Annotated in this window: 19 protein-coding genes; 7 read left to right on the top strand and 12 right to left on the bottom strand. The window is 72.8% G+C overall.

Going from position 1 to position 18,311, the window contains the following annotated elements; all coding sequences use genetic code 11:
• Positions 1-11: 11 nt before the first annotated feature.
• Positions 12-1,268 (bottom strand): pyroglutamyl peptidase, encoded by a 1,257-nt coding sequence (locus DEJ48_RS27035; protein WP_150218837.1) that lies wholly within the window; start codon positions 1,266-1,268, stop codon positions 12-14.
• Between the two features lie 59 nt (positions 1,269-1,327).
• Positions 1,328-1,567, bottom strand: coding sequence for a hypothetical protein (locus tag DEJ48_RS27040; RefSeq protein ID WP_150218838.1), 240 nt, complete (start codon positions 1,565-1,567; stop codon positions 1,328-1,330).
• A 105-nt stretch (positions 1,568-1,672) separates the two neighbouring features.
• On the opposite strand from DEJ48_RS27040, the gene DEJ48_RS27045 reads away from it, so the two are divergent.
• Together DEJ48_RS27045 and DEJ48_RS27050 are read left to right on the top strand one after the other, a co-directional pair.
• Entirely contained in the window at positions 1,673-2,269 is a 597-nt protein-coding gene (locus DEJ48_RS27045; protein ID WP_150218839.1) for a TetR/AcrR family transcriptional regulator, read from the top strand.
• A gap of 428 nt (positions 2,270-2,697) precedes the next feature.
• Positions 2,698-3,330 carry a LysE family transporter gene (locus tag DEJ48_RS27050; RefSeq protein ID WP_150218840.1) on the top strand — a complete coding sequence of 211 codons (633 nt, stop codon included), beginning with the start codon at positions 2,698-2,700 and terminating at the stop codon, positions 3,328-3,330.
• A gap of 67 nt (positions 3,331-3,397) precedes the next feature.
• On the opposite strand, the gene DEJ48_RS27055 is transcribed toward DEJ48_RS27050, so the two are convergent.
• Together DEJ48_RS27055 and DEJ48_RS27060 are read right to left on the bottom strand one after the other, a co-directional pair.
• Positions 3,398-4,297, bottom strand: coding sequence for an aminoglycoside phosphotransferase family protein (locus tag DEJ48_RS27055; protein ID WP_223832216.1), 900 nt, complete (start codon positions 4,295-4,297; stop codon positions 3,398-3,400).
• A gap of 50 nt (positions 4,298-4,347) precedes the next feature.
• A complete protein-coding gene (locus DEJ48_RS27060) occupies positions 4,348-5,301 on the bottom strand; it encodes a LysR family transcriptional regulator (RefSeq protein ID WP_223832217.1) in 954 nt (317 codons plus the stop codon).
• A gap of 58 nt (positions 5,302-5,359) precedes the next feature.
• On the opposite strand from DEJ48_RS27060, the gene DEJ48_RS27065 reads away from it, so the two are divergent.
• Both DEJ48_RS27065 and DEJ48_RS27070 read left to right on the top strand, forming a co-directional pair.
• Positions 5,360-6,202 (top strand): NAD(P)-dependent oxidoreductase, encoded by an 843-nt coding sequence (locus DEJ48_RS27065; protein WP_150218842.1) that lies wholly within the window; start codon positions 5,360-5,362, stop codon positions 6,200-6,202.
• Between the two features lie 16 nt (positions 6,203-6,218).
• A complete protein-coding gene (locus DEJ48_RS27070) occupies positions 6,219-6,614 on the top strand; it encodes a RidA family protein (protein WP_150218843.1) in 396 nt (131 codons plus the stop codon).
• Here the strand turns inward: DEJ48_RS27070 and DEJ48_RS27075 are convergent.
• Positions 6,537-7,154 (bottom strand): TetR/AcrR family transcriptional regulator, encoded by a 618-nt coding sequence (locus DEJ48_RS27075; RefSeq protein WP_150218844.1) that lies wholly within the window; start codon positions 7,152-7,154, stop codon positions 6,537-6,539. The genes DEJ48_RS27070 and DEJ48_RS27075 overlap by 78 nt on opposite strands.
• A gap of 160 nt (positions 7,155-7,314) precedes the next feature.
• On the opposite strand from DEJ48_RS27075, the gene DEJ48_RS27080 reads away from it, so the two are divergent.
• Positions 7,315-9,783 carry a beta-glucosidase family protein gene (locus tag DEJ48_RS27080; RefSeq protein WP_150218845.1) on the top strand — a complete coding sequence of 823 codons (2,469 nt, stop codon included), beginning with the start codon at positions 7,315-7,317 and terminating at the stop codon, positions 9,781-9,783.
• Between the two features lie 20 nt (positions 9,784-9,803).
• On the opposite strand, the gene DEJ48_RS27085 is transcribed toward DEJ48_RS27080, so the two are convergent.
• Positions 9,804-10,793, bottom strand: a complete 990-nt coding sequence (locus DEJ48_RS27085) for an aldose epimerase family protein (RefSeq protein ID WP_150218846.1) — start codon at positions 10,791-10,793, stop codon at positions 9,804-9,806.
• Between the two features lie 27 nt (positions 10,794-10,820).
• Positions 10,821-11,732 carry an SGNH/GDSL hydrolase family protein gene (locus DEJ48_RS27090; protein ID WP_150218847.1) on the bottom strand — a complete coding sequence of 304 codons (912 nt, stop codon included), beginning with the start codon at positions 11,730-11,732 and terminating at the stop codon, positions 10,821-10,823.
• 343 nt (positions 11,733-12,075) lie between these two features.
• On the opposite strand from DEJ48_RS27090, the gene DEJ48_RS27095 reads away from it, so the two are divergent.
• Positions 12,076-12,570, top strand: a complete 495-nt coding sequence (locus DEJ48_RS27095; protein ID WP_150218848.1) for a DUF3145 domain-containing protein — start codon at positions 12,076-12,078, stop codon at positions 12,568-12,570.
• 60 nt (positions 12,571-12,630) lie between these two features.
• Here the strand turns inward: DEJ48_RS27095 and fabF are convergent, their stop codons facing one another.
• From fabF to DEJ48_RS27120, 5 genes are all read right to left on the bottom strand, one after another.
• Positions 12,631-13,893, bottom strand: a complete 1,263-nt coding sequence (gene fabF / locus DEJ48_RS27100; RefSeq protein ID WP_150218849.1) for a beta-ketoacyl-ACP synthase II — start codon at positions 13,891-13,893, stop codon at positions 12,631-12,633.
• Positions 13,894-13,963: 70 nt separating this feature from the next.
• Positions 13,964-14,212, bottom strand: coding sequence for an acyl carrier protein (locus DEJ48_RS27105; RefSeq protein WP_016642582.1), 249 nt, complete (start codon positions 14,210-14,212; stop codon positions 13,964-13,966).
• 97 nt (positions 14,213-14,309) lie between these two features.
• Positions 14,310-15,314 carry a ketoacyl-ACP synthase III gene (locus DEJ48_RS27110; RefSeq protein WP_150218850.1) on the bottom strand — a complete coding sequence of 335 codons (1,005 nt, stop codon included), beginning with the start codon at positions 15,312-15,314 and terminating at the stop codon, positions 14,310-14,312.
• A 28-nt stretch (positions 15,315-15,342) separates the two neighbouring features.
• The gene (locus DEJ48_RS27115; protein ID WP_150218851.1) at positions 15,343-16,254 is read right to left on the bottom strand and encodes an ACP S-malonyltransferase; all 912 of its coding nucleotides are present in this window, start codon (positions 16,252-16,254) and stop codon (positions 15,343-15,345) included.
• A 100-nt stretch (positions 16,255-16,354) separates the two neighbouring features.
• Positions 16,355-17,563 (bottom strand): PucR family transcriptional regulator, encoded by a 1,209-nt coding sequence (locus DEJ48_RS27120; protein ID WP_150218852.1) that lies wholly within the window; start codon positions 17,561-17,563, stop codon positions 16,355-16,357.
• A gap of 70 nt (positions 17,564-17,633) precedes the next feature.
• Here DEJ48_RS27120 and DEJ48_RS27125 point away from each other — a divergent pair, with 70 nt between their 5' ends.
• Positions 17,634-18,296, top strand: a complete 663-nt coding sequence (locus DEJ48_RS27125; RefSeq protein WP_190537614.1) for a pirin family protein — start codon at positions 17,634-17,636, stop codon at positions 18,294-18,296.
• Positions 18,297-18,311 lie beyond the last annotated feature (15 nt).

Genomic DNA, 18,311 nt, shown 5'->3' on the forward strand with positions numbered 1-18,311 from the left:
GATGCGGCTGCTCAGGACGATGCGGCGACGCGGAGGATGCCCCGCACCTGGTCGATGATGTCGAGCCGGTTCCGCACGAACTCGGGATCGGTGACATCACCCGTCGCCGGATCGGTGTTCCCCGCGCCGAACTGCAGCACCGGCGTGTGGACATGGCCGCCGGGCAGCCGGTCGTGCAGGCCGAGCCGGTCGCGCAGCAGGGTTGCGCGGTAGGCGATCTCGTTGGACAGGTAGTCCCCGCCGCCGCCCGCACGGGCCGTCGACCCCTCGGTGGGTCCGTCCGGCCGGACCACGGGCTCGCCGCCGCCCGCCGGTATCTCGGTCACCGACGTGTTGTCGTACACGGGGAAGCGCCCGGTCTTCGCGGCCACGATCTCCTTGTACGGGAGGGTCGTCGACGTCCACTGGGGCTGGGAGCCGGGATCGCTCACCGGCACGGTCCCGGTCCGCGACAGGTTCTCGTTGTCGCCGAAGCCGCCGCGCCAGGCGCCGTTGGTCCGCTCGACGTCGAACCGGCCGACGCGGCCCTGGCTGATCGTGGTGAAGAGGTCGACCCGGGGCAGGTACGGGCGCAGCGCCCGCTCCACGGCACCGTCGGCGAAGTCGTCCCACCGGACGGGGAAGACGACGGCCTCGACGCGGGCGGGCCCGTCGGCGGTCCGGATCGTCGTGCCGTCGAGGGCGAGGGCGGCGGCGCCGGACGGATTGCTGATGCGGACGTCGCGGTCGAGGGTGAAGGGGTCGAACCCGGTGACGAGGATGCGCTTGACGTGCCCGTGCCCGTGTCCGCGTTTGCCGGGCCGGAGGTCGACGGAGTCCTGCCCGCGTGACGACCGCTCCAAGGCACCCATGAGCCGTTCCCGGGCGCTCGGGGTGAGGGCGAAACGATCCGGCTTCCACTGCCGCAGTTCGCGCGTCATCCCGAGCCGGGCCCAGTAGAGGGGCCGATCGTCGTCGGCGCTGATGCCGCTGCTGCCGTTCTGCTGCTTGCCCTGGGCCCGGTCGACGGCGCGCCGCCACAGAGACCGACCTTCGCGTACGACGAGGCGCCGCGCGTGGTCGTAGGAGCGGGCGTTCTTCAGGGCCTCGGTGAACTCCGGTGCCACGGAGTCGAATCCGCTCTTCCGTAGGATCTCCTGCGGGGCGGCGCGGTCGAGGCGGGCCTCCTCGGCGGTGGGGGCGGCGGTGCGTCCGGCGGGGGCGGACGCCGGGACACCGAGCCCGGCGAGCAGGGCGGCGACGCCGAGGGCGCCAAGTCGTGAGAGCACGCGAGTCCTTCCGTGAGGGGTGAGGTGGCGGAAGTATCGCGGGGCGGAAGGGGTGAGCGCTACGGCGCGTCGCGCAGGCTCCGGGTGCGGGCGGCGACCCCGAGCAGCGCACAGCCGACGGCTCCGACGGCGAGATCCACCCAGGCCGGCGCGCCCGCCTCCCGCAGCAGGGCGGAGACGCCGAACGAGGTGTCCCACCCGGCCTCCGTGATGGCGGAGCCGAACCCCTGCACGAGCAGGACGGCCCCGAAGAGGGCGAGGAGCCCGGCGGAGGACTTCTTGGTCTGCGTTGTGGTCACGTGAGTTTCCCGTCCCGTTCCAGTGTTTCCGATGCGGTCGCATCAGATAATGCACGCACCTCCGATACGATGCAACCGCATCGAAAAGGAAAGGGTGCTCGCCGCATGCCCAAGCAGGTCGACTACGAGGACCGTCGGAGCCGTATCGCCCAAGCGGTCTGCCGCCTGATCGCGCGCTCCGGCATGGAGGCCGTCAGCCTGCGGGACGTGGCCGCCGAGGCCGGGGTGTCGATGGGCGCGGTGCAGCGCTGTTTCCGCACGAAGGACGAGATGCTCCTGTTCGCCCTGGAGGACATCTCGGACCGGATCGGGGACCGCGCGCGAGCCCGCATCGAGGCGTCGGGCACGCCCGAGTCGGCACTGACACTGCTGGACCGGACCCTGTCGGCGCTGGCCCTGCTGGAGCCGGAGGACAGGACGGAGGCGCAGGTCTGGGGAGCGTTCGTCGCGCAGGCGGCGGTGAGCGAGGAGTTGGCGGCGGTGCTGCGCGACACGTACGCGAAGCTCCACGACCTCCTGGCCTGGCTGCTCGACTACGGCCGCACGACGGGCGAACTGCGCCCCGACCTGGACGCCCGATCGCAGGCAAGACTCCTCCTGGCCCTGACGGAGGGCCTGACGTCCCAGGTCCTGGTGGGCCACGAATCGCCGGAGGGCGCGCGGGAATTGCTGAGGGACTACGCGCAAAACTTGAGACCATAACCCCCAGCAAGCCCCCCGCCCCTGCTCCCGCCGAACGGTGACGGGGCAACCCGCCCCGCCCTCCGCCCTCTCCCCGCCGAACGTCGCGGGGCAACTCGCTCCGCCCCCGGCCCACACCCCCGCCGAACGTCGCGGGGCAACTCGCCCCGCCCCCCGGCCCCTACTCCCGTCGGATGTCGCGGAGCAACCCCACCCCGCCCCCGCCCCTACTCCCGTCGGACGTCGCGGAGCAACCCCACCCCGCCCCCGCCCCTACTCCCGCCGGATGTCGCGGAGCAACTCGTCCCACCCCCGGCCCCTACTCCCGCCGGACGTCGCGGGGTAAACGGGTGGGCGGGTGGGAGGAATCCGCCGCGGAGCGGCGGGCTCGGCGCTCCTACGGGGCCAAACCAGTTGCCGGGAACCCCCGTTGCCGCGAGGCTCCCCGCATGAGCGCGATCCTGATCGCGGGCCTCCTGGCCGGCTACGGCATCGCGATGCCCGTGGGCGGCGTAGGAACGTACCTCGTGGCCCTCACCGCCCGCACGACCCTGAAGACCGGCGCCTGCGCCGCACTCGGCGTGGCAACGGCCGACGGACTCTACGCCCTGGCCGCCGCATGGGGCGGCGCCTCACTCGCGGACACGATCGAGCCGGCCATGACCCCCCTGCGCTGGGCCTCGGTCCTCGTACTCCTCGCGTTGGCCGCAAGAGGCACGTCGACCGCGGTACGCGAGTACAACGCCCACAACGACGCCACCAGCATCAGCGCCCGCACGCCGCCCGGCCCCACCCGCGCCTACGCCGCCCTCCTCGGCCTGACCCTCCTCAACCCCGCCACCGTCGTCTACTTCGCCGCCCTCGTCCTCGGCAGCCCGGCCACGGAATCGCTGACGCACGCGGAGCGGACGGCGTTCGCCCTCGCCGCCTTCGCGGCGTCCGCGAGCTGGCAACTGCTCCTCGCGGGCGGCGGCGCGCTGCTGGGCCGCGTCCTGACGAGCCGCAAGGGCCGCCTGGTCACGGCGCTGACGTCGAGCGCGCTGATCACAGGACTCGCGGTCCACCTGCTGGTGAGCGCCTGACGTCCGGGGGCCGGACGGCCGAAGGCGGGCCCGTCAGCCGACAACCCCCGTCAGCCGACGAGCCCCGTCAGCCGACGATCCCCGTGAGCCGCCCGACAACGACCTCCGCCGTCCCGGCCATCACCGCGTCCCTCCCCCGGTAGTACGCGAGTTCGTCGAGGGCGATCGAGAGGGCCCAGCCCCGCCCGCGCTCCCACATGTCTTCGTCCATGGCCGAACCGAGAGCGGCACGGAAGACCGGGCGGGCCTGCGCGTCCATCAGGTACCACGCGGAGATCAGGTCGACGGCGGGATCGGCCGTACCCATGCACTCGAAGTCGATGACAGCACCGAGCCGTCCCTCGTGGACCAGTACGTTCCCCGGCTGCAGATCCCCGTGCACCCAGACACCGGGCCCCTGCCACGGAGCGGCGCGCAGCGCGGCGCCCCACACCTCGGTGACGGCGTCGACGTCGACGACTCCGTGCAGCCCGGCGATGGCCTCGCGCGTGGAGGCGTCGCGCGCCGCCAGGGGTCCGCCGCGGGAGGCGGCGGGGGCGCCGGTCGCGTCGACCTCGCGGAGGGCGGTGACGAACGCCGCCACGTCCTTGGCGAACGACTCCGGTTCCGCGAGCGGCCGCCCCGCGACCGGTGTCTCGCCGTCGCGCCACCGGAAGACGGACCACGGGTACGGATAGCCCTCGCCCGGCCCGCCCAGGCCGAGCGGCGCCGGTACGGGTACGGGAAGCGCCGCCGCCAGCTCGCGCAGCCACCGGTGCTCCCGCTCGACGTCCTCGGCGGAGCCGGACAGCCGCGGGAGCCGTACCACCATGTCGGGACCGAGCCGGAACATGGCGTTGGACGTCCCCGCGGAGTCCACGCGCTCCACGGAAAGCCCGGTCCACGCCGGGAACTGCCCCGCGACCAGCCGCCGCACCAACGCCTCGTCGATGTCGACTTCGTCGGCGTGCATCTTCCCGGTGCCCATAACTCCCCCTCGTCGATGGCCGTCCGACCGTATCCGCTCCGTGGCTGTGCTTATCGGACCGCCCTTCGAAGCGCCCCCAGAAAGGGCCGTACCGCGGGCGCGGGCGCCCGGCCCCGTGCCGTCGCCGCGTACACCGCGCGCGGCGGCACGTCCTCGTCCCGTACCGGCACCAGTGCGATGTCCGGCCGGACGCCCTCCGCCGCCAGGGCGGGGACGAGGGCCACGCCGAGGCCCGCGGCCACGTACCCCTGTTTCGCGGTCCACTCCGCGACGACGTGCGCGACGTGCGGCCGGAAGCCGTGGCGCAGCGCCGGTTCGAGCAGGGAACCCTCGACACGCGGGCTGCCGGAGATCCACTCCTCCCCGGCGAGGCGGCGGAGCGGCAGCTCGGGCTCGGCCGCCAGTGCGTGTCCCGCGGGCAGCGCGACGTACAGCCTCTCGTCGAGCAGATGGTGCAGCTCATACGCCTCGCCGGGGCCGGACAGCGTGCCGCCCGTCGTCGACACCACGGCCAGGTCGAGCTCGCCCTCCGAGAGGCGGGACAGGAGCGCGGGCGTCAGGCCCTCCTCGCGGGTGAGCGTGACGCCGGGGTGCCGGGCGCGGAACCCGGCGATCGCCCTCGGCACGAGCCCCGCGTCCGCCGTCGCGAACGCCCCGACCCGCAGCAGCCCACCCGCCGCGTCCTGCAACGCGGACAACTCCCGTGCCATCACGTGGAGTCGGGACATGATGTCCTCCGCGTGCGGCAGCAGCGCCCGGCCCTGAGCCGTCGGCCGCACCCCGCGCGGCAGCCGGTCGAAGAGCGGCGCCCCGCCGAGCGCCGCCTCCAGCGCGGCGATCTGCCGCGACACGGCGGACTGCGTCCAGCCCAGCTCCCGCGCCGCCACCGTGAACGACCCGTGCCGGGCCACGTCCAGGAAGGTCCGGAGCCAGACGGTGGTCAGTTCGGGCTGCGGCGCGGACCCCACGCCGGGGGCGGCCTGTGCGGCATGCGGGTTCGGCATGGTCGGCATGCTAGACATTCGCTTGTCGCATCGCGTGGCCGGGCCTAGCGTCGGATCCATGGAGAAGATCGCATTCCTCGGCCTGGGGCACATGGGCGAGCCGATGGCCCGTCAACTCTGGACCGCCGAGCACGCGTTGACCGTCTGGAACCGGTCTCGCGCAAAAGCAGCCGCCTTCGCCGCGGAAAGCGCCGGCGTCACCGTCGCCGCGACCCCCGCCGAAGCCGTCCGCGACGCCGACGTCGTCATCACCATGCTCGCCGGGCCCGACGCCGTACGCGAAGTCGCCGACGCCATCGTCCCGGTGCTGCGCCCCGGCGCGTACTGGGTGGAGATGTCGACCGTCGGGCCGGAGGTCGTGGAGGAGCTGGCGGGGCGCGTGCCGGACGGTGTGATCCTCGTCGACGCCCCCGTCATGGGCAGCACGGACAAGGCCGCCGCAGGGCGCCTCGGCATCCTGGCGGGCGGCGACGCGGCGGGTGTGGAGCACGTGCTCGCGCACTTCGGGCCCGTCACCCGCACCGGCGCCCTCGGCTCGGGCGCCGCGCTCAAGCTCGTCGTCAACACCGCCGTCATCGGAGGTGTCGCCCTGGTCGCCGAGGCGATGAGGCTCGCCGACGCGCTCGGCCTGGACGAGGGCACCGCCAGGGACGCCCTCGCCGCCGGCCCGCTCGGCGGCGCCGTCGCCCGCGCCTTCGCGGCCGACGTGCACTTCGGCAGCGACCTCGCCGTGAAGGACGTCTCTCTGGCGACGGGGACCACGCAACTGCCCGCCATGGAAGCCGTGTTGACGCACTTCCGAGCGGCCGCCGCCGATCCTGACGTCGGGCACGAGGACATCGCCCGCGCCGTCACCCACATCCGCACCACCCGTACCACCCGCACCGGCAGCGACAGTTGAGGAGAGCAGATCAGTCATGCAGATATCCATCGACAACCCCGTCGGCGCCCCGCAGCCCTTCGGCCCCTACTCGCAGGTCGCCCGCGTCGAACACGCCGACGGGGGAGTCCTGTTGTACGTCTCCGGGCAGTGCGCCGAGGGTGAGGACATGGCGACCCAGTCCCGCGGGGTCTTCGAGGCGCTGCGGGCGCTGCTCGCCGCGCACGGCGCGGGGCTCGACGACATCATCAACATCCGTACGTACCTCACCGACATGGACGGCTTCGCCGACTACGCCACCGTGCGGAAGCAGTTCCTCACCGCGACCCCGCCCACCAGCACGACCGTCGCGGTCTCACGTCTCGTCCCGCCCCGCGCGCTGGTCGAGGTCGAGGTCGTCGCCGCCCTCGGAGCCCCCACCGGCACCCAGTAGCCGCAGGAAGTCCCTGAACGCCCCCGGCATGTCCACCGTGTCGGGGGCGAGCAGCCACTGGTACTGCAGTCCGTCCATCACCGCCACCATCAGCGGCGCCGCCGCCTCCGGAGTGAGCCCGCCCGGCAGCCGGTCGCCGTACTCGGCGCGCAGCACCGCCGCGAAGTTCTCCCGCACCGCCCCGTACCGGGTGGTGAAGAACTCGCGGGCCGGGTGCCCGTCCGTGACGCTCTCGCCGAGCAGCGCGGAAAACGTCTGCACGACGCCGGGGCGCATCGCGTTGTACTCCACGAGCGAGCCGAGCAAATCCAGGCGCCACTCGCCGCGCGGCACCGCGTCCCACTGGTCGCGTGCCTCAAGGACGGCGACCAGCAGCGCCTCCTTGGTGGGGAAGTAGTGCAGCAGGCCCTGCTGGGTGAGTCCGACGCGCTCGGCGACCGCCCCGAGGCTCGCGCCCCGGTAGCCGCGCTCGGCGATCACCTCGAACGCCGCGCGCAGGATCTCCGCGCGCCGCTCCTCGCTCCTGGCCCTGGCCGCCATGGCCCGTACCCCCTCCGTACTCCGTCGCCGCTCGGAGGACCGTACGACAGACAGGCTCGAACGAAGACCTTTGGTAACGGCAAGATAACGAAACCTACCTCTCTACTGGTATCAGGTGCACGATGGAAGGACGAGTCGGACGGAACGAGGAGGCGCCGCCATGGCGGAGACCAGGCCCACCGAGCAGGACCGGGCACGCGAGGCAGTCGTTGAGGCCGCACTCCGCAAGCTCGGCCTCGACGCCAAGGCCCGGCTCCTCGGCGGCCGCACCATGTGGGCCCTGCACGCCCTGCCGGAGATCGGCCTGCGGTCCCTCGTGATGTCCGACGGCCCGATCGGCGTGCGCGGCACCCGCTGGACCGCCGACGACCCTTCCGTCGCCCTGCCCTCCCCGACCGCCCTCGCCGCCGCCTGGGACCAGGACCTGGCCCACCGCGCGGGCGCCCTGCTCGCCCAGGAGGCCCGCCGCAAGGGCGTGCACGTCCTCCTCGCCCCGACCGTCAACCTCCACCGCTCGCCGCTCGGCGGCCGTCACTTCGAGGCGTACAGCGAGGACCCGTATCTGACCGGCGTCATCGGCACCGGCTACGTGCGCGGCGTGCAGTCCGGCGGTGTCGGCACGACCGTGAAGCACTTCGTCGCCAACGACGCCGAGACCGACCGCTTCACCGTCGACAACAAGGTGCCCCCGCGCGCCCTGCGCGAGCTGTACCTGGCGCCCTTCGAGGCCATCGTCACGGACGCCCGCCCGTGGGGCATCATGACCGCGTACAACCAGGTCAACGGCGTGACCATGACCGAGCACCGGCACCTCGTCGAGGGCGTCCTGCGCGGCGAGTGGGGCTTCGACGGCTACAACGTCTCCGACTGGATGGCCGCCCGCTCCACCACCGGCGACATCCAGGGCGGCCTCGACGTCGCCATGCCCGGCCCGAAGACCGTCTACGGAGAGCCCCTCGCCGCCGCCGTCCGCGCGGGCGAGGTCGCCGAGGAAGCCGTCGACGCGGCCGTCCGCAACGTCCTGCGCCTCGCCGCCCGCGTCGGCATCCTCGAAGGCGCCGAGCCGGTCGTCGCCCCGCGCGACCTCCCGGCCGGGATCGACGGCGAGGCGCTCGCCCGCGAGATCGCCCGCCGCGCCTTCGTCCTCGTGCGCAACGAGAACCGGGCCCTCCCGCTGAGCCCCGACGGCAGCGGCACGAACGCCGGCACCGTCGCCCTCATCGGCGCCGCCGCCCGCGACGCCCGCATCCTGGGCGGCGGCTCCGCCACCGTCTTCCCCGCCCACGTCGTCTCCCCGCTCGACGGCCTGCAGGCCGCCCTGCCCGACGGCGCGCTCACCTACGCCGTCGGCGCCGACCCCAGCGACGAACTCGCCGCCGCCGACCAGGGGTTCGAGCTCCGCGCGATCTGCCGCGACACCACCGGCGCCGTCCTCGGCGAGGGCGGCCTCCCCTCCGGCCACGTCCAGTGGATCGGCGACGACCTGCCCGAAGGCGTCACCCACGAGACCCTCGCGGCCGTCGACGTCGTCGGCTCCTTCACCCCGCGCGAGAGCGGCGAGCACGTCTTCGGCACGAGCGGCCTCGGCGCCTTCACCCTCACCGTCGGCGGCGAGACCCTCTACGACGGCGTGCAGGAGATGGGCTCGGCCTCCGACCCCTTCGAGGCGTTCTTCGGCGCGCCCGTCGAGCGCGGCCGGGTGCGGCTCACCGCGGGCGAATCCGTCGAGATCTCCCTGCGCCACCCGCTGGACAAGCAGTTCGCGGCGCCGCTGCCGGGCGTCGTGTTCTCCCTCGTCCACCTCGGCCCGCGCCGCGCCGCCGACGAGCTGATCGCCGAGGCCGTCGAGGCGGCGCGCGCCGCCGACACCGCCGTCGTGGTCGTCGGCACCACGGAACGCGTCGAGTCCGAGGGCTTCGACCGCCGCGACCTGCGGCTGCCCGGCCGCCAGGACGACCTGGTGCGCGCCGTGGCCGCCGTGAACCCGAGGACCGTGGTCGTCGTCAACTCCGGTTCCCCGGTGGAGCTTCCGTGGCGGGACGACGTCGCTGCCGTCCTGCTCGGCTGGTTCCCCGGCCAGGAGGGCGGCGCCGCACTCGCCGACGTCCTGCTCGGCACCGAGGAGCCCGGCGGCCGCCTGCCCACCACCTGGGGCGACCTGACCGCCGCCCCCGTCACGGGCGTCACACCCGACGACGGCGAACTCGCCTATACGGAAGGCGTGTTCATCGGCTACCGCGCCTGGGAGAAGGCGGGCGCCACCCCCTCCTACGCCTTCGGCCACGGCCTCGGCTACACCGACTGGGCCTACGAGTCACTGACCGTCGAGGGCGCGACGGCCACGATCCGCGTCCGCAACACCGGGGACCGCGCGGGCCGCGAGGTCGTCCAGGTCTACCTGGCCCCCGCCGCAGAGGACCCGGCCCGCCCGGCCCGGTGGCTCGCCGGGTTCGCGGGCGCGGAGGCCGCGCCGGGCGAGGCGGTCGAGGTGACCGTGGAACTCCCGCGCAGGGCCTTCGAGATCTGGGACGAGAGCGCCGACACCTGGACGTACCGCAGTGGTACGTACGAGGTGCAGGCGGGCCGCTCGGTGGCCGACCGCCGACTGACCGAGACGCTCATCGCCTGAGGGGACGGACGCCCCCCGCGTCACCACGAGAAGCCGTACACCGTCTCCGACCGGTACACCCCGCCCGGCCGCAGCTCCGTCCCGGGGAACTCCGGCCGGTTCGGGGAGTCCGGGAAGTGCTGGGTCTCCAGCGCGATCCCGGCCCCCGGCGCGAACGGCAGGTCCGGCGCGAAGTGGTCCGCCGTGTAGAGCTGGAGCCCCGGCTCCGTCGTCGCGACGGTCAGCGTCCGGCCGGAGACGGGGTCGCTCAGCACGGCCGCCTCCACCGGCTCCGCGGTGACGCCCTCGTCCAGGACGTAGTTGTGGTCGAAGCCGGGTCCCACCTCGCGTGCCGCACGGAAGTCGCACCGCGTCCCGGCCACGTCCGCGTACTCCCCGGTCGGAATCCCGCCGCCGTCCACCGGCGTGCAGCGGGCGGCGGCGATCCGCACCTCGTGCCCGAGCGCGGACCCTGACTCCGCGCCCGCGAGGTTCCAGTACGTGTGGTTGGTGAGGTTCACGACGGTCGGCGCGTCGGTCGTCGCCTCGTACGCGATCCGCAGCGCACCCGACTCGTCCAGCGTGTACGTCGCCGAGACCGCGAGCCGCCCGGGGTAGCCCTCCTCGCCGTCGGGGGAGACCCGCGAGAGCCGCACCCCGTGCCCGCCGCCCGCGGGCTCCGCGTCCCAGACGTGCTTGTCGAAACCGCGCTCGCCGCCGTGCAGCGCGTTGGGCCCGTTGTTCCGCGCGAGCCGGTGCGCACGCCCGTCGAGGGAGAAGGCGCCGCCCGCGATCCGGTTCGCGTACCGCCCCACCAGCGCCCCGAAGTACGGCCCCGGATGCGTCAGATACCCCGCGAGCTCCTCGAACCCCAGCGCCACCGACGCCACCTGCCCCGACCGGTCGGGCACCCGCACCGACTGCACGATCCCGCCGTAGGTCAGGACGCCCACCCGCACCCCGGCCCTCTCCAGGGTCCAGCGGTGGACGGGGCTGCCGTCGGGAAGCGTCCCGAAGAGTTCACTGCGCATGATCGAGACCCTACGCGGACCCGGCTGCTACGCCACGGGCTTCCTCGACGTCACCTGCCGGTACGCGATCTCCGCGAGCCGCGCCTGACCGTTCTTGCTGGGATGGAACCAGTCCCAGTGGCTCAACTGGTCCCCGTCGAATCGGTAGTCAAAAACGGCTCCGCCGTCGTAACGGCAGCGCCGGTCCTTGTCGCACACGTCTTCGAGGACCTTGTTGTACGCGACCACGCGGTCCTGCACCGACGCGCGCCGCCGCGTCGCCGCGGAGTCCAGGTCGTCGGGGTCGGCCAGCATGGAGGCGCAGATGCCCAGCTTCCACACCTGCTTGCCCAGCGGGTTCGTCCGCCCCTGGGACCAGAGCCGCTTCAGGTCCGGCACGGACGCCACGTACACCTGAGCCTTCGGCAGCTCGCGGCGCAGCGTGCGCATCGCCTCCTGGAAGTCGGCGCGGAACTCGCCGACCGGCGTCATCGAGGCGGCCGTCGGGCGGCACGCGTCATTGGCGCCCGTCATCACCGTGACCAGCTCGGGGCGGTCCGCGGCGGCCGCCTCGACCTGCCCGGTCAGATCCGCCATCCGGGCGCCGGTCTTCGCGTGGTTCCAACTGTGCGACGCGGCCCGCCCCTTCCCGAGGAGCCGCGTCGCCAGGCTGTCGACCTCGGTGTCCGTGCCGGTCGCCCAGGACGCCTCGGGGCAGTCGGAGAGTACCGAGCAGGCGTCGAAGCCGCGGGTGATGGAGTCGCCGACGGCGGCCAGCGAGCGGGGCGAGGTGTCCCACGCGGGGGTGGGTTTCGGCGATGGCTTGCGGGCGGCCGACGAGCTGCCCGGGGCCCCCGAGTTCCCGCCCTGCGCGTCGCACGCGGTCAGCGCCCCGCCGCAGAGCAGGGCCGCCGTCGCGAGGGCGACGACGGCGCGCGACCGGCGCCTGCGGTTCCGCATCCCCTGCTCCCCTCAGTCGTTCAACGTGACGTCGTGCGCGTGCCCGGGGTTGCGCCCCGCCGGGTGAAAGGTCGGAGTTTCCTGGCCTTCGGACCGACGGTACGTCACACTCCTTGCGCCGCCGCACGGTAGCCTCGGGCCCATAGCCGCCGGGCCCCTGCTGTCACGGCAGCGACAGGGCGGGTGATCCACCCGGTGGCGCCTCGCTCTAGTGGTTCCGCTAAATTACATCACGTCACATCTGTCCCCTTTTCCCAGGTTTATCTAGTATTTGGGGAAAACTGCTCGGCACGGGCGCGAGGCCGCTGGGGAAGGCGAACCTCGACCCACACTGGAGGTCCCGGTGACGACACGTGGAGTTCTGTACGTGCACTCCGCTCCGCGCGCGCTGTGCCCACACGTCGAGTGGGCCGTCGCGGGCGTGCTCGGCGCGCGCGTGAGCCTCGACTGGATCAGGCAGCCCGCCGCGCCGGGCACCTGGAGATCCGAATTCTCCTGGCAGGGCTCGGTGGGCACCGCCTCCAAGCTCGCCTCCGCCCTGCGCGGCTGGGATCTGCTGCGCTTCGAGGTCACGGCGGAGCCCTGCGCCGGCGCCGAGGGCGAGCGGTACAGCGCCACCCCCGACCTCGGCATCTACCACGCCGTCACCGGAATGCACGGTGACATCCTGATCCCCGAGGACCGGCTCCGCGCCGCGCTGGCCCGCTCGCAGCGCGGCGAGAGCGACCTGGAGGCGGAACTCGCCAAGCTCCTCGGCAAGCCCTGGGACGACGAACTCGAACCGTTCAGATACGCGGGCGAGGGCGCGCCCGTGCGGTGGCTCCACCAAGTGGTCTGAGACGTACGAAGGGCCCCCACCTTGCGGTGGGGGCCCTTCGCGTACGTACTGCGAGCGAGGTCAGACGGTCCGGAACGCCAGGACGACGTTGTGGCCGCCGAAGCCGAACGAGTCGTTCAGCGCCGCGATCCTGCCCTCGGGCAGCGCGCGGGCCTTGTCACGGATGACGTCCGCGTCGACCTCGGGGTCGAGGTTCTCGATGTTGATCGTCGGCGGGGCCATCCGGTGCTTCAGCGCGAGGACCGTGGCCACGGTCTCCACGCCGCCGGCGCCACCGAGCAGGTGACCGGTCATCGACTTGGTGCTGGCGATCGCCATGTGGTCCACGTCGTCGCCGAACGCCTTGCGCAGCGCCTTGATCTCCGCGACGTCACCCTGCGGCGTCGAGGTCGCGTGCGCGTTCACGTGCACGATCTCGGCGGGCTTGAGGTCGGTGGAGTCGATCAGGTTCTGCAGCGCCGCGGCGATGCCGTTGCCGGACGGCTCGGGCTGCGTGATGTGGTGCGCGTCGGCCGAGATGCCCTGGCCGACGGCCTCCGCGTAGATCTTCGCGCCGCGGGCCTTGGCGTGCTCCTCGGACTCGAGGACGATCACGCCGGCGCCCTCGCCGAGCACGAAGCCGTTGCGGTCGGCGTCGTAGGGACGCGAGGCGCCCTGCGGGTCGTCGTTGTTCTTCGACATCGCCATCATGTTGCCGAACGCGACGATCGGCAGCGGGTGGATCGCCGCCTCCGTGCCGCCCGCGACGACGACGTCGGCGCGGCCGGTGCGGATCATCTCGATCGCGTAGCCGATGGCCTCCGCGCCCGAGGCGCAGGCCGACACCGGGGTGTGGACGCCCGCGTGGGCGCCCAGCTCGATGCCGACGTTGGCCGCCGGGGAGTTGGGCATCAGCATCGGCACGGTGTGCGGGGAGACGCGGCGTACGCCCTTCTCCTTCAGCACGTCGTACTGGTCCAGAAGCGTGGTCACGCCGCCGATGCCGGAGGCGATGACCGCACCGAGACGGTGCGGGTCCACGGACGTGTCCTCGCCCGCCTTGGCGGTGTAGCCGGCGTCCGCCCAGGCCTCCTTGGCCGCGATCAGCGCGAACTGCGCCGACCGGTCCAGCTTGCGGGCCTGCGGGCGGGGGATGACCTCGCCCGGCTCCACGGCGATCTGGCCGGCGATGCGGACGGGCAGCTCGGCTGCCCAGTCCTGCTCCAGCGCGCTGACGCCGGAGCGGCCCGCGAGCAGGCCCTCCCACGTCGACGCGGCGTCGCCACCCAGCGGTGTGGTTGCGCCGATACCGGTGACGACCACGGTGCGATTGGTCGAGTTCACAGGAAATTTCTCCACGGTGTTGAGGGGATCAGCGGCGCCACCGCCGGGTGGCGACAGAGCACGGGGCAGGTCAGCCCTGGTGCTCGAGGATGTACTTGGTCGCGTCGCCGACCGTCTTGAGGTTCTTGACGTCGTCGTCCGGGATCTTCACGTCGAAGCGCTCTTCGGCGGCGACGACGACCTCGACCATGGACAGCGAGTCGACGTCCAGGTCGTCGGTGAAGGACTTGTCCAGCTGGACGTCCTCGACCGGGATGCCGGCGATCTCGTTGACGATCTCCGCGAGACCGGCGACGATCTCTTCCTGAGTGGCGGCCATGTTGGCGCTCCTTCTTATGTATCCAGAGGGTGTGGCGCCCGCCGCGGCAGCGGCAGGTTGGTTGCGGCGCCCGGACCGGATGATCCGGACGCGATGCCTAGGGGAGGGTAACGACCGTGGCGGCGTAGACGAGACCCGCCCCGAAGCCGATGACGAGGGCGGTGTCGCCGCTCTTCGCCTCGCCGGTCGCCAGGAGCCGCTCCATCGCGAGCGGGATCGAGGCGGCCGAGGTGTTACCGGTGGTGCGCACGTCACGGGCGACCGTGACGTGTTCCGGCAGTTTCAGAGTCTTCACCATCGAGTCGATGATCCGCTCGTTGGCCTGGTGCGGAATGAAGACATCCAGGTCGTCCGCGGTGATTCCGGCCGCGTCCAGCGCCTGCTGGGCGACCTTCGCCATCTCGAACACGGCCCAGCGGAAGACCGCCTGGCCCTCCTGGGTAATGGCAGGGTACTTGGCGGGGGCGCCACCGTTGCGGTAGACGTCCCACGCTTCGGTCTGCTTGATCGTCTCGGCCTTGTCGCCCTCCGAGCCCCACACCGTCGGACCGATCCGCGGCTCCTTGGAGGGGCCCACGATCACGGCGCCCGCGCCGTCACCGAAGAGGAACGCCGTCGCGCGGTCGTGCAGGTCGGTGAGGTCGCTCAGCCGCTCCACGCCGATCACCAGGACGTACTCGGCGGAACCGTCGACGATCATGCCCTTGGCGAGGGTGAGGCCGTAGCCGAAGCCGGCGCAGCCCGCGGAGATGTCGAACGCGGCGGGTTTGCCCGCGCCGACCTTGTCCGCGATCTCCGTCGCGATGGCCGGGGTCTGCTTGAAGTGCGAGACGGTGGAGACGATGACGGCTCCGACCTGCTCGGGCGTGATGCCGGCGTCGGCGATCGCCTTGCCCGCGGCCTCGACGGACATCGCGGCCACGGTCTCCTCCTCGGAGGCCCAGTGGCGGGTCGCGATGCCGGAGCGGGAGCGGATCCATTCGTCGGACGAGTCGATCGTCTCGAGGATGACCTCGTTCGGCACGACCCGGGTGGGACGGTAGCCGCCGACGCCCATGATCCGCGCGTACGGATGGCCCTGTGCGGCCTTGATCTTCGACATGCGCTACGGCTCCTTGTCTGTCGTCGGCTCAGGAATGCTCGGCGACGAGCGCGCGGGCCGCGTCGAGGTCGTCGGGGGTCTTCACCGCGAGGGTCTGAACGCCCTTGAGGGCGCGCTTGGCGAGACCGGTGAGGGTGCCGCCGGGGCACACCTCGATCAGCGCCGTCACGCCGAGCTCCTGGAAGGTCTCCATGCACAGGTCCCAGCGGACCGGGTTGGCGACCTGCCCGACCAGGCGGGAGATCACGTCGGCGCCGGTCGTGACCGTCTTGCCGTCGCGGTTCGAGACGTAGGTGAGCCTCGGGTCGGCGACGGTGAGACCGGCGGCGGCCTCCTGAAGACGCGTCACGGCGGGTGCCATGTGCTCGGTGTGGAACGCGCCCGCGACCTTGAGGGCGACGACCTTGCGGACGCCCTCGGGCTTGTCCTCCGCGAGGGCGGCGAGCTGCTCGAGGGTGCCTGCGGCAACGATCTGGCCGGCGCCGTTCACGTTCGCCGGGGTCAGCCCGAGCTTCTCCAGGTGCGGGACGGTGACCTCGGGGTCGCCGCCGAGGAGGGCGGCCATGCCGGTCTCGGTGACGGCGGCCGCGTCGGCCATGGCGAGGCCGCGGGTGCGGACCAGGCCGAGGGCCTCGTCGTCGGTGAGCACACCGGCGTACGCGGCGGCCGTGATCTCGCCGACGCTGTGCCCTGCGACGGCGCCCGGCGTGATGTCACCGAGTGCCGCGGCGGAGAGCAGACCGGCGGCCACGAGCAGCGGCTGGGCCACGGCCGTGTCGCGGATCGCGTCCGCGTCGGCCTGGGTGCCGTAGTGGGCGAGGTCGAGCCCGATGGCGTCCGACCAGGCGGCGATGCGGTCGGCAGCACCGGGGAGGTCGAGCCAGGGGGTCAGGAAGCCGGGCGTCTGAGCGCCTTGGCCGGGAGCGACGAGTACGAGCACTCTTACACTCTCTCTTGTGGACGGTGGGACCCGCCCGTGGGGACAGGGACGAAGAACCGCTGGGGGATTTGTAGGAGGCCGACAAACCCGCCGACCAACCCTATGTCTGAGGATCGCCGTCGGCCAGCCGCCCCAGGATCAGCGCGATCCGCAGCGTGAAAGCGGAGCGCACATCGGAAGGCGACCACCCGGTGACGTCAGTCACACGTCGGAGCCGGTAGCGCACGGTGTTCGGGTGGACGAAGAGCATTCTGGCCGCGCCTTCGAGACTGCTGGCTTGTTCCAGATAGACGCTGAGCGTCTCCAGGAGCGCCGAGCCCGCTTCCTCCAGTGGTCTGTAGATCTCCTCCACCAGCTGCTCGCGAGCCGCCGGATCCCCCGCGATCGCGCGTTCGGGCAGCAGATCGTCCGCGAGGACGGGCCGCGGCGCGTCCTGCCAGGCGGCACAGGCCTTCAGTCCGGCGGCCGCGGCCTGCGCGGAGCGGGTGGCGGCGAGCAGGTCGGGGACGATCGGCCCGGCCACCACGGGACCGGCGGCGTACGGCCCGATCAGGGACTTCGCGACGTGCAGCGGATTGTCGTTGCCGCCCGCGATGACGACCAGGCGGTCCCCGAGGACACCCGTGAGGACCTGCAGTTTCGCGTGCCGGGCGGCGCGGCGGATGGCCTCCACGGTGAGCTCGCTGTCACCGTCGGGGGCGGTGCCGAGGACCACGCAGACGTGCTCCGGGGAGTTCCAGCCGAGGGCCGCGGCGCGCGAGACGGCGCCCTCGTCGGCCTCGCCGGACAGCACCGCGTTCACGACGAGCGATTCCAGCCGCGCGTCCCAGGCACCGCGTGCCTCGGCGGCCTGCGCGTACACCTGCGCCGTGGCGAAGGCGATCTCGCGGGCGTAGACGAGGAGGGCCTCCCGCAGCACCGACTCGTCGCCCGGCGCGGCGACCTCGTCGATCGCCGACTCCATGACCTCGATCGTCGTACGCACCATCTCCACGGTCTGGCGCAGGGTGATCGCCCTGGTCAGCTCGCGCGGGGCGGTGCCGAAGACATCGGTCGAGATGGCCTGGGGGGCGTCCGGGTGCCGGAACCACTCGGTGAACGCGGCGATACCGGCCTGGGCGACCAGACCGATCCAGGAGCGGTTCTCCGGCGGCATCGCCCGGTACCAGGACAGCGTCTCGTCCATGCGCGCGATGGCCTGCGCCGCGAGGCTCCCGGACGACTTCTCCAGGCGCTTCAGGGTCGCGGCATGGGCGTGGGCGGACCGTCGGGCGTCCTGATGGGCTGCGTTCGCTGAAGGTTCGGGCACGGGACAAGACTGCCTTATCGGGGCGGGGACATGCGGTGCAGGGGCCAGGACCTGTCCTACCGTGGGGGACGTGATTGACGTACGGCGCTCCGGCGACCGGTACCGCGGCGGGGAGACCGCGGCCGGCATCGAGTCCTGCCACGCCTTCTCCTTCGGCCCCCACTACGACCCCGACAACCTCCGCTTCGGCGCGGTCCTCGCCTGCAACGAGGAGCGCCTGGCGCCCGGCGCGGGCTTCGACGAGCATCCGCACAGCCACACGGAGATCGTGACCTGGGTCGTCGAGGGCGAGCTCACGCACCGCGATTCGCGGGGGCACGCGTCCCTGGTCCGACCCGGCGACGTGCAGCACCTCTCCGCGGCGGGCGGCGTACGCCACGTGGAACGCAACGACGGCGCGGAGCCCCTGGTCTTCGTCCAGATGTGGCTGGCCCCGCTCGCCCCGGGCGGCGAACCGTCCTACGAGGTGGTGCGCGGGATCGCCGACTCGACGCCGTACGCGGTGCCGGGCGCGGGGGCGCTCCTGCACGTGCGGCGCCTGACGGCGGGGGAGCGCCTCGCGGTCCCGGACGCGCCGTTCGTGTACGTCCACGTGGTGCGCGGCGCGCTGTCCCTCGCCGGCGACCTGCTGCGCCCGGGGGACTCCGCGCGGATCGGCGCGGAGCCGGAGCTCGAAGGGGAGGCCCAGGACGCGACCGAGGTGCTGATCTGGGAGATGACGAGCGCCCCCTGACCGTGGCGGGCGACG

Source organism: Streptomyces venezuelae (assembly GCF_008642315.1).
GTDB classification, from domain to species: Bacteria; Actinomycetota; Actinomycetes; order Streptomycetales; family Streptomycetaceae; genus Streptomyces; species Streptomyces venezuelae_D.

Excerpts from the sequence above, each read along its gene's own strand:
- DEJ48_RS27090 (WP_150218847.1), bottom strand. The coding sequence starts at position 11,732 with ATGCGGAACCGCAGGCGCCGGTCGCGCGCCGTCGTCGCCCTCGCGACG.
- DEJ48_RS27045 (WP_150218839.1), top strand. The coding sequence starts at position 1,673 with ATGCCCAAGCAGGTCGACTACGAGGACCGTCGGAGCCGTATCGCCCAA.
- DEJ48_RS27085 (WP_150218846.1), bottom strand. The coding sequence starts at position 10,793 with ATGCGCAGTGAACTCTTCGGGACGCTTCCCGACGGCAGCCCCGTCCAC.
- DEJ48_RS27070 (WP_150218843.1), top strand. The coding sequence starts at position 6,219 with ATGCAGATATCCATCGACAACCCCGTCGGCGCCCCGCAGCCCTTCGGC.
- DEJ48_RS27065 (WP_150218842.1), top strand. The coding sequence starts at position 5,360 with ATGGAGAAGATCGCATTCCTCGGCCTGGGGCACATGGGCGAGCCGATG.
- DEJ48_RS27080 (WP_150218845.1), top strand. The coding sequence starts at position 7,315 with ATGGCGGAGACCAGGCCCACCGAGCAGGACCGGGCACGCGAGGCAGTC.
- DEJ48_RS27110 (WP_150218850.1), bottom strand. The coding sequence starts at position 15,314 with ATGTCGAAGATCAAGGCCGCACAGGGCCATCCGTACGCGCGGATCATG.
- DEJ48_RS27050 (WP_150218840.1), top strand. The coding sequence starts at position 2,698 with ATGAGCGCGATCCTGATCGCGGGCCTCCTGGCCGGCTACGGCATCGCG.
- DEJ48_RS27105 (WP_016642582.1), bottom strand. The coding sequence starts at position 14,212 with ATGGCCGCCACTCAGGAAGAGATCGTCGCCGGTCTCGCGGAGATCGTC.
- DEJ48_RS27060 (WP_223832217.1), bottom strand. The coding sequence starts at position 5,301 with ATGCCGAACCCGCATGCCGCACAGGCCGCCCCCGGCGTGGGGTCCGCG.
- DEJ48_RS27055 (WP_223832216.1), bottom strand. The coding sequence starts at position 4,297 with ATGGGCACCGGGAAGATGCACGCCGACGAAGTCGACATCGACGAGGCG.
- DEJ48_RS27075 (WP_150218844.1), bottom strand. The coding sequence starts at position 7,154 with ATGGCGGCCAGGGCCAGGAGCGAGGAGCGGCGCGCGGAGATCCTGCGC.